This is a genomic window from Halorubrum vacuolatum (assembly GCF_900188065.1).
GTDB lineage: Archaea > Halobacteriota > Halobacteria > Halobacteriales > Haloferacaceae > Halorubrum > Halorubrum vacuolatum.
Map to the genome: position 1 here is coordinate 67973 of NZ_FZNQ01000007.1, position 16616 is coordinate 84588.

Genomic DNA, 16616 nt, shown 5'->3' on the forward strand with positions numbered 1-16616 from the left:
CGGCATGGAGGCGCGTTGCAATCCGTTAACACTTATTTGTCGAATGATACTTGTGTCCGGATGGCAAACCCTGGCCCATGCAAACAGCGCTTAATCGGGTGCTCATCCCGATCGATGTCTCGGGGACGGTTTCGCTCGGCGGACCCCTTATCGAGACGTTGCCGCTGGCGGAAGCCGTCCTGCTCGGGTACTGGCCCATCCCGGAGCAGACGACGGCCAGTCAAGCCCGCAACCAGTTCGGAACCGAAGCCAAACAGCGATTGGAGGCCGTTGCGGATCGCTTCTCGGATCGAGACGTCGAGGTACGGACGCAGTTGGTGTTCACCAGGGACCGTCGGGAGTTGATCGATAGAGCGACCAACCAGTATGCGTGTCAATCCGTCCTGATCCCCGGGACGGAACCGCCGCCGTCGGGGACGACACGCGGCATCGTCCTCGTGAAACCGGATGCCGATCTCGAACGGATGGTTACCACCCTCGGAACGTTGTTCGGCGAGACCGGCGTCGAACTCCGCTTGTTCCACGCCGTCGAGGATCAGGACGAACGGTTGTCTGATTCAACGGAGTACATGCTTCGAGGCATGGTGGATCACCTCGCTGCGCTCGGAATCGACCGTGAGCGACTGACGTGGGACCAATCGACGGACCGTGATCGCCTCGATGTCATCCTTTCTGAAGCCGCCGAGTACGACTTCATTGTTTTGAGCGAGACGCAGCCAAACCTCCGGGAGCGGGTCTTCGGGACCGTTCAATCACAACTCGCGACGACCACGGGCAAACCACTTCTCACGGTTCGAGCCCGTGACTGACCCGTTCTTGTAGTTATAAGATCCGTCCGTCCTCGACCGCCGAGCGTCCCCGGAGCGCGCTCGGTGTTCCACCCGTCTGGATGACGTTGAACGCCGTCATCAGGTCAGATCGGGAGATAAGTCCGACGAGGTCGCCGTTCGCGTCGATGACCGGCAGCCGTCCAACGCCGTGGCGCTGCATCAGCTGGAGGGCCTCCAACGCGTCGGTTTCGGGCGTGACTGAGGCGATCTCGGTCACCATCACGTCGCCGACGCGGTAGGCGTCGCGTTCGACCTCACGGACCTCGCGGGCGTCCTCCAGGGTCACCATGCCGACGAGGTCGTCGCGGTGCAGGACGGGATAGCCCGTGTGCCGCTCGCGGAACATCCGGTCCATCAACTCGGCGACGCTCGTCTCCTCGGTGACGGTATGTAACTGCTCCCGTGGGGTCATCACGTCGTCGACGCGGACGTCCTCGAAGGCCGCTTTAAGTACGGTCTGTTGGGCCTCCCCGGAGGCGGCGATGTAGATGAAGAAGGCGAGCAGGATGAGGATCACGTTGAACGCGAACAGCCCGAAGATCGCCATCATGAACGCGAACACCTTGCCGACGGCCGCGGCCCGCTGGGTCGCCTGTGCGTGCGGCTGATTCCGGGCCATGAGCGCGCGCAACACCCGTCCGCCGTCCATCGGGAACGCGGGTAGCATGTTGAAGACGGCGAGCACGATGTTCAAAAGCGCCAGATAGCCGAAGACGAACAGGGTGGCGTTCGCCCCCGCAGGCGCGAGCACGAAGACGACGTAACAACCGACGCCGACGGCGACGCTGACGATCGGGCCGGCGACGGCGATCCAGAACTCGTGTTTCCAGTCCTCGGGGAACTCCGCGAAGTTGGCGAGTCCGCCGAGCAGCCAGAGGGTGATCGACTCGATCTCGTAGCCGTAGCGCATGGCGACGAGCGAGTGACCGAACTCGTGGAGAAGGACGCCGCCGAACAGTCCGAGCGCGGCCGCGAGTCCGAGCAGCCACGGAGTGTAGCCGGCGCTCACGGCCGCGACGTCGATGCCGACGCCCATCGTCTCGTTCATCAGATCCGCGATCGCCGCGACCTCGGAGCCGATGAGAAAGGCGAACAACGGCAAGACGATGAGAAACGTCCAGTTGAGCCGGATCGGAATCCCGAACGCCGATCCGACGTGAATGCCTCGCATGTCGTTCGGTTGGGGCCGGCGTCGCTTTAAACGTCGGGTGGACGGCTGTTTATATACCGTGTGTTCGAATCCATCGGTATGACCGAACCATCCAATATCGAGCCAGCGGCCGTGATCAAACGCGGCGACGACATCGACTACGAACCGGTCGGTGCCGCCGAGGGACTCACGAAGGGCGTGCTGATCGACGCCGCAGACGGCGCGCCGAACTTCGCGATCCGTCGATTCGAACTCGCCCCCGGTGCGTCCGTCCCCCGGCACACCAACGCGGTCGAACACGAACAGTACGTCCTCGCCGGCGAGTACGTCGTCGGGATCGACGAGGAGGAATACACGGTCTCGGCCGGCGATTCGCTTCTGATCCCCGCCGGCGTCGAACACTGGTACCGCAACGAGCACGACGAGCCCGGCGCGTTCCTCTGTGCGGTCCCCAACGGCGACGACGAGATCGAACTCGTGGAGTGACGGTATCGCGATAGTATATAAACCGATCCCGACCGGACGGCCGGATATATAAATAGAAGGCACCCCGGTCGCGCTTGCGGGCCTACTCGACCGTCTCCTCGCCGGCGTTGGGCGCGTGGGCCTTCACGTTGGTGACGGCCTCAACCGCCCCGGATCGGGAGCCGTAGCCCTCGCCGGAGTCGGCGACGACGTTGCCGTTCCGGTGGCGGAGCCGCCAGCGCCACTCGCCCGCGTTGTCCTCGTAGATCTCGAAGGCGGCGGCCCCGACATCGAGGATGTCCGCGTCGGCCGCATACTGCTTAAGCCGTTCGACGGCGTCCTCGACGCCACCTTTCGAGGCGTAGCCCTCGCCGGAGTCGGCGATGAGGTTGCCGTTCCGGTGGATGAGCCGCCAGCGCCACTCGCCCGCGTTGTCCTCGTAGATCTCGACGGTCGCGTCGCCATCGTCGCCGGTCGGCTCGCCGATTCGCCCCGCGTACAGGCCCGCAAGCGGACCGGATGGTGTCTGATCTGCCATGTTCTTTCCGATACTCCTCCGATCATTTATATATGTTTGTGATAACCACCCACATTCTCCACGCTTCGTGATAGCCCTGCTCTCACCGATGTGGCCGGTTTTCGACACCGTCTGTTTGAAAACATAACAGTCTGGTTACCTGACTACCCCGTTTGATACGCTGCTTCCGGCAGGTGCACGGGACCGTCACCGTTCCGACTCCCTTGTCGGGATGACTGTCGCCCCGGGGTTCCGCGATCCAACCATTTAGGCCCTCTCCGGGGGAGCTATCGGGTATGTACGTACTGACCGGTGGCGAGGTGGCGGACGTCGACGGCACGCGACGGGCGGACGTCGCGCTCGCGGACGGGGAGGTCGTCGCCGTCGGCGAGGACGCCGCGGAGAAAGCGGCTGAAGCGGCAGCGGGCGGGGAGGAGCCCACCCATGTCGACGTCTCCGGGAACGTCGTCGCGCCGGGGCTCATCGACGCCCACGTCCACGTGATGATGGACGGCCGCCCGGACGTCGCCACGGCGGTCGGCGAGAGCGACTTCACGGCGAGCTTTCGGGCCGCCCAGAACCTCCGTGCGGCGCTCGCCGCCGGCGTCGTTGCGGTGCGCGATCTGGGTGCCCGTGGGACGCTCGCGCTCGATGCGGGCGCGCTCGTCGAAGACGGGGTACTCAGGGGCCCCCGCGTCGTCGCCTGCGGACACAACGTGATCATGACCGGCGGGCACGGCCACTGGTTCGGCCGGGAGGCGGACGGCCCCGCCGAGGTCCGCAAGGCGGCCCGCGAGCAGCTCAAAGCCGGCGCGGACGTCCTCAAGTGTATGGCGACCGGCGGCGTCCTCACCGAGGGAGCGGTCACCGGCGCGCCGGAACTCACCCCCGAGGAGCTGGCGGCGTTCACCGACGCGGCCGCCCCCACGAACACCCCGACGGCCGCCCACGCCCACGGCGACGAGGGGATCGCGAACGCGGTTCGTGCGGGGATCACGAGCATCGAACACGGGACGTTTATGAGCCGGGAGACGGCCGAGTTGATGGCCGACCGTGGTACCTACTGGGTCCCGACCGCGAGCGCGTTACACGGCATCGTCGACAACGGGATCGAGGCGGGGATCCCCGCGGATGCCGTCGAGAAGGCCGAGGAAGCCACGGATGCCTTCGCGGACGCGTGGGAACACGCCATCGACGCGGGCGTCACCATCGCGATGGGGACCGACGCTGGAACCCCGTTCAACACCTTCGAGGGCATCGCCGGCGAGCTGACCTACATGGTCGAGTACGGGCTCTCACCCGCCGAGGCGCTCGAAGCCGCCACCGTCAACGCCGCCGAACTGCTCGGCTTGGCGGACACCGGACGGGTCGCGGTCGGCTATCGCGCCGACCTCGTCGTGCTCGGGGGCGACCCGAACGCCGACGCCGGCGCGTGGGCCGAGCCCGAGTCGGTATTTTTCGGCGGCGAGCGAGTCGTCTGAGGGTATCCATCGCGCCGGACGCGATGGTTCAAGGTCGCGGTTTTCCCGCCGTGATCGCTCCCGGATCTTGACACCCGTTCACGCGGTCCGGTCCCTCCGAAACGGTTTTGCTGGCCCCTACCCCACGGTCGGTATGCCGACGGATCCCGATACGGGGTACGACCCCTCGCTGGGTCGGAAGTTCGTTTTCGTGACGGGGGGCGTCATGTCCGGGTTGGGCAAGGGAATCACGGCCGCGAGCACCGGCCGACTCCTCGCCAACGCGGGCTTCGACGTGACCGCCGTAAAAGTCGATCCCTACCTCAACGTCGACGCCGGGACGATGAACCCATACGAGCACGGCGAGGTGTACGTGCTCAAAGACGGCGGGGAGGTCGATCTGGACCTGGGGAACTACGAACGGTTCCTCGGGACGGACATGACCTTCGATCACAACGTCACGACCGGAAAGACCTACGAACACGTCATCGAGCGCGAGCGCGCCGGCGACTACCTGGGCAAGACGGTCCAGATCATCCCGCACGTCACCGACGACATCAAACGGCGCATCCGGGAGGCCGCCGAGGGCTCGGACGTCTGTCTCGTCGAGATCGGCGGGACGGTGGGCGACATCGAGTCGATGCCGTTCCTCGAGGCGCTTCGACAGTTCTCCCACGAGGAGGACCCAGAGGACATCCTCTTTACGCACGTCACGCTCGTTCCGTACTCGAAAAACGGCGAGCAGAAGACGAAACCGACCCAGCACTCCGTCAAGGAGCTTCGCTCCATCGGGCTCCAACCGGACGTGCTCGTCGGGCGCTGTGCCGAACGGCTCGATCCGGACGTCAAAGAGAAGATCGCGCTCTTTTGTGACGTGCCCACCGACGCCGTCTTCTCGAATCCCGACGTCGAGGACATCTATCACGTCCCGCTGTCCGTCGAGGACGAGGGCCTCGATGAGTACGTGATGGAACGGCTCGGATTGACCGACGAGGCGCTCCCGCGCGAACAGCGGTCGACGGAGTGGCGCGAGCTGGTCACCCGCGAGCGAACCCACGAGATCGACGTCGCGCTCGTGGGCAAGTACGCCTTAGAGGACGCCTATATGTCGATCTACGAGGCGTTGAAGCATGCGGGTATCCAGATGGAGACGGAGGTGAACGTCCAGTGGGTCGACGCCGACGAGACCCGCGATCACCACCTCGAACGACTGGAGGCGGCTGATGCCGTCGTCGTCCCTGGGGGATTCGGCTCACGGGGGACGGAGGGGAAGATCGACGCGGTTCGCCACGCCCGCGAGAACGACGTGCCGTTCCTCGGGCTCTGTCTCGGCTTCCAGATGGCGGTCGTCGAACACGCGCGTAACGTGCTCGGCATGACAGGGGCGCACTCGGCCGAACTCGATCCCGAGACCCCGTACCCCGTTATCGACCTGCTTCCCGAACAGCACGAGACCGAGGAGATGGGCGGCACGATGCGGCTCGGCGCCCATGAGACGCAGATCGAACCGGACACGCTCGCGGCCGAGGTGTACGACGCGACCGCCTGTACGGAACGGCATCGCCACCGCTACGAGGTGAACCCCGAGTACATCGCCGACCTCGAAACCGAGGGGCTCCGCTTCTCGGGTCGGACCGGTCGGCGGATGGAGATCCTCGAACGCGAGGATCACCCGTTCTTCTTCGGCACGCAGGCGCATCCGGAGTTCCGGTCGCGACCCGACCGGGCGAGTCCCCCATTTGTCGCGCTCGTTGAGGCGGCGCTCGAATCGACGGACACAACCGAGCGGAACGCGGACGCCACGATATAATGGTCGAGACGGACACCTTCATCGACGAGGCGGTCGCGGAGATCGAGGCGGCGATCGGCGACGCCAACGCCGTCATCGCGCTCTCGGGCGGCGTCGACTCCTCGGTCGCCGCGACGCTCGCCCACCGAGCGATCGGCGACCGACTCACCCCCGTCTACGTCGACACGGGGCTCATGCGTAAAGGCGAGACCGACGAGATCCGCGAGACGTTCTCGTTCATGGACTCCCTGCGGGTGATCGAGGCACAGGATCGCTTCTTCGAGCGGCTCGCGGGCGTGACGGACCCCGAGGAGAAACGACACGTCATCGGCGAGGGCTTCATCGCGGAGTTCGAGGACGTCGCCCGCGAGGTCGACGCCGACTACCTCGTGCAGGGGACGATCTACCCGGACCGGATCGAATCGGAGGGGAACATCAAATCCCACCACAACGTCGGTGGCCTCCCCGAGGTCGTCGATTTCGAGGGGATCGTCGAGCCGGTGCGTGACCTCTACAAAGATGAGGTTCGCGAGGTCGCCCGCGCGCTCGGATTGGAGGAGGTCGTCTCCGAGCGGATGCCCTTCCCCGGTCCCGGGCTGGCGGTGCGGGTCGTCGGCGAGGTGACCCCGGAGAAGGCGGCGGTGGCCCGCGAGGCCTGCCACGTCGTCGAGGAGGAACTGGAGGAGTACGAGCCATGGCAGGCGTTCGGGGCCGTCCTCGGCAAGGCGACGGGGGTGAAAGGCGACAACCGCGTTCACGGATGGGTCGTCGCCGTCCGCGCCGTCGAGAGCCGTGATGGAATGACCGCGCGCGCCCAGGAGATCGACTGGGGGACGCTCCAGCGGATCCAGAGCCGGATCACCGGCGAGAACGAGAACGTCGCGCGCGTCGTCTACGACGTCACCCACAAGCCGCCGGCGACGATCGAGTACGAGTGATGTCGGGACTCACCATGCTCGTGGTCGGCGACGACCCGCACGGCCTCGGCGAGGAACTGGAGGCGCTCGACGTGACGATCACCCGAGTCGCGGTACCGGTCACGGGCGAGACGATGACGGACGCGGGCCTTGCGGACGCCGCGGTCGTCGTCGTCACCGAGATGTCGGAGGCGGCCGCGCTCGCGGTCGCGAAGGAGCACAACCCCGCCGTCCGGGCGGTCACCTATTCGGGCCGCTCCCTCCCGGCGTATGCCGCCCGCGTGACCGATCTCGCGGTCGACCCCGACCTCGTTCCGGTGGGGGTCGTCGCCGAGGAGCTGGTCGCGGAGGCGACCGGTGAGGGCGTCGGGACGGCGCCTGAGGAAGCGACCGACTGATCGCTCCCACCACGCGTCATGTTCATGCCGTCCGAATCACCTGCGGCTTCTGCCCACGCTCCCCCCGCTTATGTATCAGGCGACGTTTGATCACGTATGACCGAGGAATCGGGCGGTGACCGTCGCTCGCCGGTCGGATCGCCCGTCGTTCGCGCGGACCCGGAGATCACCGGTGAGCGGGCCGCGGAGGCGGTCGGATTTGATCCCGATGACCCAGAGAGCGTCGCGCTCGCCGCGGAGACGGTACGTCGGTTCGCGACCGGGGACGTCGCGGACGGGGACCACGTGTTGATGTTGCGCGGGGCGGCCGCCTGTGCCGCGCTCGTGCGCGGCGTCGGGTCATACAAGGCGGCCGCCGAGCGGGCCGGTGACGGCGTCTCCGTCTCCTTCATCAGAAAGTGGGCGCGGGTCCACGACCTCCCGCAGGCGATCCGCCGCCACGTCGCCCGCGGGGATATCGCGCCGAGCGCGGCGAAACACGTCGCCCGCGTCGCCGGCACGGACCGCTACCTGCTCGCGTGGGCGACGCTCGATGCCGATCTCACCGTTCGGGAGGTCCGGTCGGTCGTCTCGGCGGTCCATGATGGGACCGACGCCGTCACCGCGCTTTCGGAGCGCGGCGTCGACGTCGGCGAACTGACCGTCCAGCTCCCGGTGGATGCGTACGTCGAACTCCGCCGTCGGGCGTCGATGGCGAACGCCGATCCCGGAGCGATCGCCGGGGAGGCGCTCGAAACGTACTTTTCGACGGACAGTTGAGCGAGCCCCCCGACCTCGGTTCGTTATCTCCCCCCGCCGTTTCTGTCCATCTCCGCGAACGCCATGACGGCCGCCGCGATCGCCTCACGACCCCGCTCCACCTCGCTCCAGCGGATCGACTCGTTCGGGTAGTGCGCCTCTCGGATGTCGCCGGGGCCGAAGAGGACCGCCGGGATCCCGGCGTCGACGAAGTGGCGCGAATCGGCCCCGTAGGTCGCCCCCGCGGGTTCCGCGTCCGGGACCCCCGCTTTTTTCGCCCCAGCCCGGACGGCCTCGACGATCGGCTCGTCGGGGTCGATGGCGCAGGGCTCGAACTGGACGGAGAAGCGCTCGAAGGTCGGCGGATGGTCGCGGAGCCACGGGTCGTCCGCGACGATGGCGTCGAGTCGGTCACGGAAGGTCCGCTCCGCTTCGGCGACGGTTTCGCCGGGGGCGACGCCGATCCGGAACTCGGCGGTCAGCGATGCCGGGACCGTGGAGGCCCACGATCCTGCCCGGACGGTCCCACAGACGACGGGATACGGGACGGGGAAGTCCTCATACAGCGGGTGAGCGTGCGTCTCGGCGCGCTCGGCTTCGAGCTCCATGAACGCCCGGCGGATCCGTTCGAATCGCGGGAGGACGTCCTCGCCGTGCCAGCGCGCGGCGGCGTGGGCGCTCCGGCCGGTCAGTTCCAGCCGGGCCATGAGGCTCCCGCCGCAGGCGATCACCGGGGTCAGGTCCGTGGGCTCCGCGACGATCGCCGCGTCGCGCTCGAACGGATAGGGGTTCGCAAGCGCCGCGGTCGCCGCGCCGTAGCCGCCGTCCTCCTCGCCCGCGACGGCCTCGACGACGATTCGGAGGTTCAGATCGCGCGCCCCGGATTCGACCGCCTCGCGCACGTCGAGGGCGGCGCCCACACACGCGGCGACCCCCGATTTCATGTCGGTGGCCCCGCGTGCGGTCAGCGTCTCACCGGGGTCGGTTCCCTCGAATCTCTCGCCGTCTTCATCCTGATCGCCCCCGTGGCGGGTCGGTTTGAACGGGTCGTTCTCCCACGAGTCGGCCTCGGCGGGCACGACGTCGAGGTGGCCGTTGCAGACGATCGTCGGGTACTCGTCGCCGGCGGCTTCGGTGTCGGGTGCATCTGCAGCCGTCGGATCGAGGGGTGCCTCGCCGAGTGCGAGGACGCCGGCGACGCTTCGGCGGTCCTCGACGTCGATCGCTGTGGGGTCGTCGGGGAAGGAGGGATGGGCCGCGAGCAGGTCGGCGTCGGCCTCCCAGGTGTACGTGTGAAACCCGAGGGCGTCGAGGCGGTCGCGGAGCCAGTCGGCGGCCGCGGCCTCCTCGCCGGCGGTCGACCGGAATCGGCAGAGCCGGTCGGTGAATCGGCGCAGGTCGAACTCCATGGTCGCGGCGATGCGGTCGGCGGCCCTAACGGTTCTGGTCGGGGTGGGGTGGGTGGATCGGCGGCGTCGACTGCCCCCCTTTCTAAACGCTTATGAGGGCGCTGGCGCTAGGGAGGAGTGCGGGCCGGTAGCTCAGTTAGGGAGAGCGTCCGGCTTTTAACCGGACGGTCGGGGGTTCGAATCCCTCCCGGCCCGCTTTCTCGCGGCGAGCAACCCCGCGAGCCGCGAGGTTGTCGAAGAGGGGGGGATTCGAACTACGCGAGACGAGCGGAGCGAGTCTCGCCATCGGGTTCGAATCCCTCCCGGCTCGCTTTCTCGCGGCAAGCAGATTCTCTGTTTAAACGAAGAGAGGATATTGGTTGTCGATAGAACCGGGCGTTTATGAATCGACACGGTTGCGTAGGCCCTGCTGTGGTTGTGTTGACGCTCCCACTTTTAAGAGTGGCCGACGCCCATCGCGGTCCGGCACTTTCGGCAGCGGAAGAACGTTTTGTTACTGCTGTAGACGCTGATCGATCCGTCGTCCGAGACCTCCATCTCGGATACCTCTTCGCTTTCGAGATCGTCCGCCGATTCGATCGTTTCGCCGCACTGGGGACAGGTTAACGGTCCTGACATACCCTGCACTACCACGACAGTATACAAGTAGCTGCCACGGATGTGTGTCACTCACGCACAGACGAGAGATCGCTCACTGGAGCGCTTGGATAGCCCCGTCAGATCGGCTCCCGGTGCCACCCCCTCAATCGCAGCCTCAGTTCCCCACAGCCTCAGCCCTCCCCAGCCTCGCAGCCGGCGGACCGCCAGCACCGCTTGGCGGTCCGCCGACTGCTCCCTCGCGCTCGGTTCACGCCCTTCGGGCGCTCACCGGACCGCGCCAACCGCGCCGGAAATATATAAGCGGCGATCCTCGCGCTCGTAAATATATAACTCCGAGTCCGCAACGGTCGGTTCCGCCTTCCGCCTCCCGACGCCTTTTGAGGGTGCCGTGGAAGGGGGATGTATGCAGCCCGTGACCGCGGCGGACTATCACGAGATCGCGAAACCGGCGGATCCTCGCCTTTCGCCCGACGGCGAGCAGGTCGCGTTCCTCCGAAAACAGGCGCTCGATGACGAACGAACCGAGTCGACGGTCTACCTCGTTGACTGCGACGGTTCACGCCCGCCACGTCGGCTCACCCTCGCGGAGGGCGTCGACGCCGAACCACGCTGGAGTCCCTCGGGCGACCGCCTCGCGTTCACCTCCACGCGCGGCGAGGACGACCGCAGCCAGCTGTGGATCCTTCCGATCGACGGCGGCGAGGCCCGTCGGGTGACGAACGTGGTGGGCGGCGTCTCCGATATCGCGTGGTCGCCCGACGGCGAGCGCCTCGCGTTCGTCCAGTCGGTGACGCCCGAGGACCGTGAGGAGGGTCGTGACCTGTCGGTTCCGGACGACTACGAACCGGCGGATCACCCCGACCCGCGCGTGATCGACCGGACGGTCTACCGGACCGCCCAGCAACACTTCGACGGCCGGCGCCCCGGGATCTATCTCGTCGACGCGGACGCGACGGTCGAGGGCGCGGAGGCGGACGACGACCCCGCGATCACCCGCCTCACCGACCGCGAGGCCGACTTCGGCTCGCCGGCCTTCGGCGACGCCGAAACGCTCTATTACACCGAGTCGGTCGGCGAGGACCCCGACGACTCCTATGCGATCGCGATCCACGCACACGACCTCGCGAACGTCGCCTTCGGGGACGACGAAACTGGCGGGGATGACGGCGACGACGGGGACGGCGACGGCTCGACCGAGGACGACGCCGTCGAACGGATCCACACCACCTACGGCTGGGGAACGCCGCTCGCGGCGACCGCGGACGGTCGGGTCGCATTCGCGCACGTCGAGCCGGATCAGGCCTCGCTCAGACAGACCGATCTGCAGGTGTTCGATCGCCACTCGGGGGAGGTCGTGAACCTCACGGCCGACCTCGACCGCGGCCTCGGCTATGAGGCGGCTCCCATGTGGGGCCCCGACGACGACACTCTCTATTTTTCCACCGCGGACGAGGGCGCGGTCGCCGTTTGGGCCGCCCCGGGCGACGGCTCCGTCGATCCCGAGCGGGTCGTCCGAAAGGGGATGGTTTCGGGTGCAACGGTCGCGGGCCCCATCGATGCCGGGCCCGAGCGCGTGACGGTCGCGTTCGCGACGAGCGAGTGGGACCATCCCGGTGATCTCTTCGTTTACGACGCCACAGCCGACGAGACACGTCGACTGACGACGCTGAACGCCGCGTTCCTCGCCGAACGACACGTCGGCGAACCCGAGGAGATCCGGTTCGACTCGGACGGAACGGAGATACAGGGATGGGTGTTGACGCCGCCGGACGGGGGTGCCGATCCCGATCGAGAGACGCATCCGCTCGTCGTCGAGGTGCATGGGGGGCCGCACGCGATGTGGTCGCCGTCGGGGACGATGTGGCACGAGTTTCAGACGCTCGCGGCCCGTGGCTACGTCGTCTTCTGGTCGAACCCGCGCGGATCCGCGGGGTACGGTGCCGAACACATGGCCGCCATCGAGCGCGACTGGGGCGCGGTGACGCTCTCGGACGTCATGGCGGGCGTCGATGTCGTCGCCGAACGCGCGGACGTCGACGAGGAGGACGTCTTCCTCACCGGTGGCTCCTTTGGCGGGTTCATGACCGCGTGGGCGGTCGGCAACACCGATCGCTTCCGTGCGGCCGTCGCCCAGCGGGGCGTCTACGACCTCACCGGCTTTTACGGCTCGACGGACGGCGCGTACAAGCTGTTGGAGGGCGACTTCGATACGACCCCGATCGAGGAGCCGGCGTGGCTCTGGGAACAGTCGCCGACGGGTCACGTCACGGACGTCGACACGCCCACGCTCCTCATCCATGCCGAGGACGACACCCGGACGCCGATCTGCACGGCCGAGCTCTATCACCGGCTGCTCCGCAAGAAGGGCGTCGAGACGCGGTTCGTTCGGTACCCGCGCGAGGGTCACGAGCTGTCACGATCCGGCGAACCCGGCCACATCGTCGACCGGATCGAGCGGATCGCCCGTTGGTTCGACGGCTACTCCACCCACCACGACGCGCCGAAGGCGCTGGATCGACCGGAGGGGGAGGGGTTAACCGCCGAGGCGGACGAGGCCGATTCGGCGGCTGAAGACGACGAATAATCGTCCTCACGCCGCCGCGAGCAGCTTCAACCGCAACCCGCGCTCGTCGACCTCGTATTTAAACGCCGGTCGGCCATCGACGAGCACGTACGGCACCCGTTCGCCGTACTCAGCGGCGAGTTCCGGGTCGTCATCGACATCGACGAGGTCGACCTCGACCGACACGTCGAGCCCGTCGGCGACGCGCGTGACGGTCTCGTGGGCGACCTCACAGAGCGAGCACTCGTCGCGGGTGTAGATCGTGACGCGGACGGCGTCGTCGCTCATGGACTCCCTGTCGTCCGGGCGGACCTCAACGGACCTAAAGCTCCCGGCGTCGGCCCGGCCCGCCCCGCGTTCTCCCCGGGTTCACTCGGCATCGGCGTCGACGACGAACTCCACGTCGCCCGCGATGACGGCGCTTAAGATCACCGCCGTCCCCACCACGAGCGCGACGACGAGCGTGGTGAGCGAGATGGTCATCGGGTCACCGCCGATGCTGACGCCGACGAACGCCCCGACCGACCCGCCGACGCCGCCCGCGATCACCGCGAGCGTCTTCGCGTCGTCCATATAACATGACTTCGCTCATCCGGGTAATAACGGTTCGTGTCGGGTTCTCCGGTCTGATAACCGGATCCACCGCGCTCGCCGCGGCTATTCGTGTTCGAGGTCGAAGTCGGCGTCCTCGGTTCCGTCACCATCGACGGCCTCGTTCGCGGGGCTGACGCTGCCGGTTCGGTAGCCGGCTAGATCGATGGTGACGTAGTCGAACCCGAGATCGGTGAGTCGCTCCCGTGCGGCCGTGGCGAAGGCCGGATCGAGCGCGCGTTTCAGCTCGTCGGGGGCGATCTCGATCCGGGCGAGCCCGTCGTGATCGCGGACGCGGAACCCCTCGAAGCCCCAGTCGCGGAGCACCCGTTCGGCCCGCTCGACCCGCGTCAGTCGCGCCTCGGTCACGGCGAGCCCGGTCGGGATCCGTGAGGAGAGACACGCCATCGCCGGCTTGTCGGCGACGGAAAGCCCGTACGCCTCGGCGATTGCGCGCACTTCCGTTTTGGTGATTCCGGCATCCAAAAGCGGCGAGACGACCGACAGCTCCTCGACGGCCCGGAGCCCGGGACGGTGGCCCTCGCCCGGATCGTCGGCGTTCGTCCCGTCACAGACGGTCCCGATCCCGATCTCGCGGGCGGTCTCGTACATCCGGCCGAGCCGCATCGTCCGGCAGTGATAACAGCGGTCGCCGTCGTTGGCGACGAAGTCCGGATCGTCGAGTTCGGAGAAGGAGACGACCTCGTGACGGATCCCGATCTCCGCGGCGACGCGGCGGGCGTCCGCGAGCTCGGCGGCCGGCAGCGTCTCCGATCGGGCCGTGCAGGCCACCGCGTCCTCCCCGAGTGCGTCGTGGGCGAGGGCGGCGACGACCGCGGAGTCGACGCCGCCGGAGAAGGCGACGAGCACCCCGTCGTGTTCGCCGAGTCGCTCACGGGCGGCCCTCGCCTTCTCGGCGGTCTCCGGATCGAGCCGATCCGCCCCGGCGGCGAGGACCTCCCCGTGTTCGTCCATGGGTTCGGTTCCAACGGATGGAATAAAAAGGGCGTCGGCCGGGTTGCGGATCAACGACGTCGGCCGGGCAACCGCTCGACGACGACGTTCGTCCGGGAGCCTAACCCCGCGCGGCGGAATTCGTCGACGATGCCGACCCGTATCCTTTTGCACCTTCCCGCGATATCCGCGGGTAGATGGACCTCGAGGCGATCCCGGGCGTCGGCGAGAAGACGGCCTCGGCGCTGCGGACGCTGGAGGACCCGGAGACGGTCGTCGAGTCGGGTGACGTCGCGGCGATCGCCCGCGCGCCCGGCGTGAACGAGGCGCGGGCGGCCCGTATCGCTCGCGGAGCGATCCGCCGGCGACACGACGATCTCGGTCGGCTGCTCGCGACCGACCGCGCCCGGGAGATCTACCGCGATGCGGTCGGACTCCTTCAGGACCGGACCGTCACCGACTACGCCGCGAAGCGGCTGGAGACGTTCTATCCGAGCGGGTCGGCCTCGCGGATCGCGGAGGCGCAGGCGTTCGTGACGGCGGCGATGGAGCGGGAGCCGACCGCCGCGGTGCTCGATGCGCTCGCCGACGTCGAACCGCTCACTACGCCGCCCACCGTCCGGGTGCGTGACCGGTGTCTCGCGACCGCGGACGCGGAGACGTACGCGAAAGCGGAGGCGGCGATGCCGGAACTCTCCGTCGAGACGGTGGAGAACCCGCGTGATATCTCCGAACTCGCCCGCTCGTACGCGACGGTGATCGTCTTGGACGAGTCGTTCGCGGGCCTCGACGTCGAGGGCGACGTCCACGTCCGACCGGACGCCCTGCAGACGCCCGCCGAAACGGTTCCGGAGCGGCTGCTCTCGTTTTTCGCGGCGAACCGCGACCGGCTGCTCGCGGCCGCACGCGTCCACGAGGCCGCGGGACTGGAGCCGGCGGCCGACCTCGACCGCCTGCGCGACGCGCTTTCACGACTCACGGACGACGCGACGATCGTCGGCGACGACGAACTGGGCCGGCTTACCGATGCCGTCTCCGACCTCGATGCCGCCGTCGCCACGGCGGAGTCCGTCGCGGACGATCGACTTCGGGACGCGATCCGCGAACGCGACGTCACCATCGAGGGGACCGACTTCCTCTCGCTCGTCGAGCAGGGCGCCCGCGTGGACTCGTTGCTCGACCGTGAGCTGGCCGACGAGTACGACGCGGCGCTCCGGGCGGCCCGCGAGCACCTCGCGGACGCGCTCCGACTCGACCCCGGTGAGGCCGAACTCGCCGCCCGGGCGTTTCCCGAGGGCGACCCCACGTTCCCCGTGACCGCCGATGATGCCGCGGTTTCCCAGCTGCGGACCGAGCTCTCCGTCGCCCGCGACCGTCGAGCCGCCCGCCTGAAGGCGGCGCTGGCGACCGACCTCGGGGAGCTTCGCGACCCGGTCGAGACGCTCGTGGCGGACGCGCTCGAACTCGACGTCGAACTCGCCATCTCCCGATTCGCCCGCGACTACGACTGTGTCATGCCGCGGGTGGTCGATCCGGCCGGCGACGGCGAACGCGATACCGACGCCGACGCCGGCACCGGGTCCGTCGACACGACACGCGGCTTCCGTATCGAGGGCGGTCGCTCGCCCCTGCTGGACGTCGAGTTCGAGGCCGTCGACCCCGTCGCGTACGAGGTGCGCGGGGTCACGCTCCTTTCCGGGGTGAACTCCGGTGGCAAGACCTCGCTGCTCGACCTCGTCGCGCTCGTGGTCATCCTCGCGCACATGGGGATGCCCGTGCCCGCCCGTTCGGCGACCGTCGAGCGTTTCTCGGAGGTCCACTACTACGCGAAATCACAGGGGACGCTCGATGCGGGCGCGTTCGAGGCGACGCTCCGTGACTTCGGGGACCTCGTCGCCGGCGCGACCGGCCGGTTAGTGCTCGTCGACGAGCTGGAGTCGATCACGGAGCCGGGTGCGTCCGCGAAGATCATCGCGGGTATCCTGGAGGCGCTCGACGGGCAGGACGCGACGGCGGTCTTCGTCTCACACCTCGCCCGGGAGATCCGCGAGGCGGCGGCCGCGCCCGTCGCCGTCGATGGCATCGAGGCGACTGGGCTCGAAGACGGCGAGTTGCGCGTCAACCGATCGCCGAAGAAGGACCACCTCGCACGGTCGACGCCGGAGCTCATCGTCGAAAAGCTCGCCGAGGAGCGCGGCGACGACTTCTACGGCGACCTCTTAGAGAAGTTCTGAT

15 protein-coding genes, 1 tRNA gene and 1 pseudogene are annotated in these 16616 nt (G+C 67.9%); 10 read left to right on the forward strand and 7 right to left on the reverse strand.

Features of this window, described 5'->3' with window-relative positions; all coding sequences use genetic code 11:
• Nucleotides 1-77: 77 nt before the first annotated feature.
• Nucleotides 78-809 carry a hypothetical protein gene (locus CHB65_RS08360; RefSeq protein WP_089384609.1) on the forward strand — a complete coding sequence of 244 codons (732 nt, stop codon included), beginning with the start codon at nt 78-80 and terminating at the stop codon, nt 807-809.
• Between the two features lie 13 nt (nt 810-822).
• Here CHB65_RS08360 and CHB65_RS08365 read toward each other — a convergent pair whose 3' ends face one another.
• The gene (locus CHB65_RS08365) at nt 823-2001 is read right to left on the reverse strand and encodes a CBS domain-containing protein (protein ID WP_089384610.1); all 1179 of its coding nucleotides are present in this window, start codon (nt 1999-2001) and stop codon (nt 823-825) included.
• A 78-nt stretch (nt 2002-2079) separates the two neighbouring features.
• On the opposite strand from CHB65_RS08365, the gene CHB65_RS08370 reads away from it, so the two are divergent.
• Nucleotides 2080-2466, forward strand: coding sequence for a cupin domain-containing protein (locus tag CHB65_RS08370; protein ID WP_089384611.1), 387 nt, complete (start codon nt 2080-2082; stop codon nt 2464-2466).
• A gap of 82 nt (nt 2467-2548) precedes the next feature.
• Here CHB65_RS08370 and CHB65_RS08375 read toward each other — a convergent pair.
• Nucleotides 2549-2938: pseudogene (locus CHB65_RS08375) on the reverse strand (YegP family protein); the annotation flags it as partial.
• A 320-nt stretch (nt 2939-3258) separates the two neighbouring features.
• Between CHB65_RS08375 and CHB65_RS08380 the strand changes: the two are divergent.
• From CHB65_RS08380 to CHB65_RS08400, 5 genes are all read left to right on the forward strand, one after another.
• Nucleotides 3259-4443 carry a metal-dependent hydrolase family protein gene (locus CHB65_RS08380; protein ID WP_179213620.1) on the forward strand — a complete coding sequence of 395 codons (1185 nt, stop codon included), beginning with the start codon at nt 3259-3261 and terminating at the stop codon, nt 4441-4443.
• Nucleotides 4444-4576: 133 nt separating this feature from the next.
• Nucleotides 4577-6232 carry a CTP synthase gene (locus CHB65_RS08385; RefSeq protein ID WP_089384613.1) on the forward strand — a complete coding sequence of 552 codons (1656 nt, stop codon included), beginning with the start codon at nt 4577-4579 and terminating at the stop codon, nt 6230-6232.
• Complete coding sequence (guaA, locus tag CHB65_RS08390) at nt 6232-7149, forward strand: glutamine-hydrolyzing GMP synthase (protein ID WP_089384614.1); 918 nt, start codon at nt 6232-6234, stop codon at nt 7147-7149. The genes CHB65_RS08385 and guaA overlap by 1 nt, the downstream gene beginning before the upstream one ends.
• Nucleotides 7149-7526: a DUF7126 family protein gene (locus tag CHB65_RS08395; protein WP_089384615.1), complete on the forward strand. Its 378-nt coding sequence runs from the start codon at nt 7149-7151 to the stop codon at nt 7524-7526. The genes guaA and CHB65_RS08395 overlap by 1 nt, the downstream gene beginning before the upstream one ends.
• A gap of 96 nt (nt 7527-7622) precedes the next feature.
• A complete protein-coding gene (locus tag CHB65_RS08400; protein ID WP_089384616.1) occupies nt 7623-8285 on the forward strand; it encodes a DUF7119 family protein in 663 nt (220 codons plus the stop codon).
• Nucleotides 8286-8308: 23 nt separating this feature from the next.
• On the opposite strand, the gene CHB65_RS08405 is transcribed toward CHB65_RS08400, so the two are convergent.
• On the reverse strand, nt 8309-9673 hold the full coding sequence (locus CHB65_RS08405; RefSeq protein WP_089384617.1) for a M20/M25/M40 family metallo-hydrolase: 1365 nt from the start codon (nt 9671-9673) through the stop codon (nt 8309-8311).
• 121 nt (nt 9674-9794) lie between these two features.
• Between CHB65_RS08405 and CHB65_RS08410 the strand changes: the two genes are divergently transcribed.
• A tRNA-Lys gene (locus CHB65_RS08410) sits at nt 9795-9868 on the forward strand.
• A 240-nt stretch (nt 9869-10108) separates the two neighbouring features.
• Here CHB65_RS08410 and CHB65_RS08415 read toward each other — a convergent pair.
• Nucleotides 10109-10291, reverse strand: coding sequence for a hypothetical protein (locus CHB65_RS08415; protein ID WP_089384618.1), 183 nt, complete (start codon nt 10289-10291; stop codon nt 10109-10111).
• Nucleotides 10292-10676: 385 nt separating this feature from the next.
• On the opposite strand from CHB65_RS08415, the gene CHB65_RS08420 reads away from it, so the two are divergent.
• Nucleotides 10677-12857, forward strand: coding sequence for a S9 family peptidase (locus tag CHB65_RS08420; protein WP_089384619.1), 2181 nt, complete (start codon nt 10677-10679; stop codon nt 12855-12857).
• Between the two features lie 6 nt (nt 12858-12863).
• On the opposite strand, the gene CHB65_RS08425 is transcribed toward CHB65_RS08420, so the two are convergent.
• The 3 genes from CHB65_RS08425 to larE form a co-directional block, all read right to left on the reverse strand.
• A complete protein-coding gene (locus CHB65_RS08425; RefSeq protein WP_089384620.1) occupies nt 12864-13124 on the reverse strand; it encodes a glutaredoxin family protein in 261 nt (86 codons plus the stop codon).
• 81 nt (nt 13125-13205) lie between these two features.
• Nucleotides 13206-13409 (reverse strand): hypothetical protein, encoded by a 204-nt coding sequence (locus CHB65_RS08430; RefSeq protein WP_089384621.1) that lies wholly within the window; start codon nt 13407-13409, stop codon nt 13206-13208.
• 84 nt (nt 13410-13493) lie between these two features.
• Nucleotides 13494-14402: an ATP-dependent sacrificial sulfur transferase LarE gene (gene larE / locus CHB65_RS08435; RefSeq protein ID WP_089384622.1), complete on the reverse strand. Its 909-nt coding sequence runs from the start codon at nt 14400-14402 to the stop codon at nt 13494-13496.
• A 176-nt stretch (nt 14403-14578) separates the two neighbouring features.
• Between larE and CHB65_RS08440 the strand changes: the two genes are divergently transcribed.
• Nucleotides 14579-16615, forward strand: coding sequence for a MutS-related protein (locus CHB65_RS08440; protein WP_089384623.1), 2037 nt, complete (start codon nt 14579-14581; stop codon nt 16613-16615).
• Nucleotide 16616: the final 1 nt, after the last annotated feature.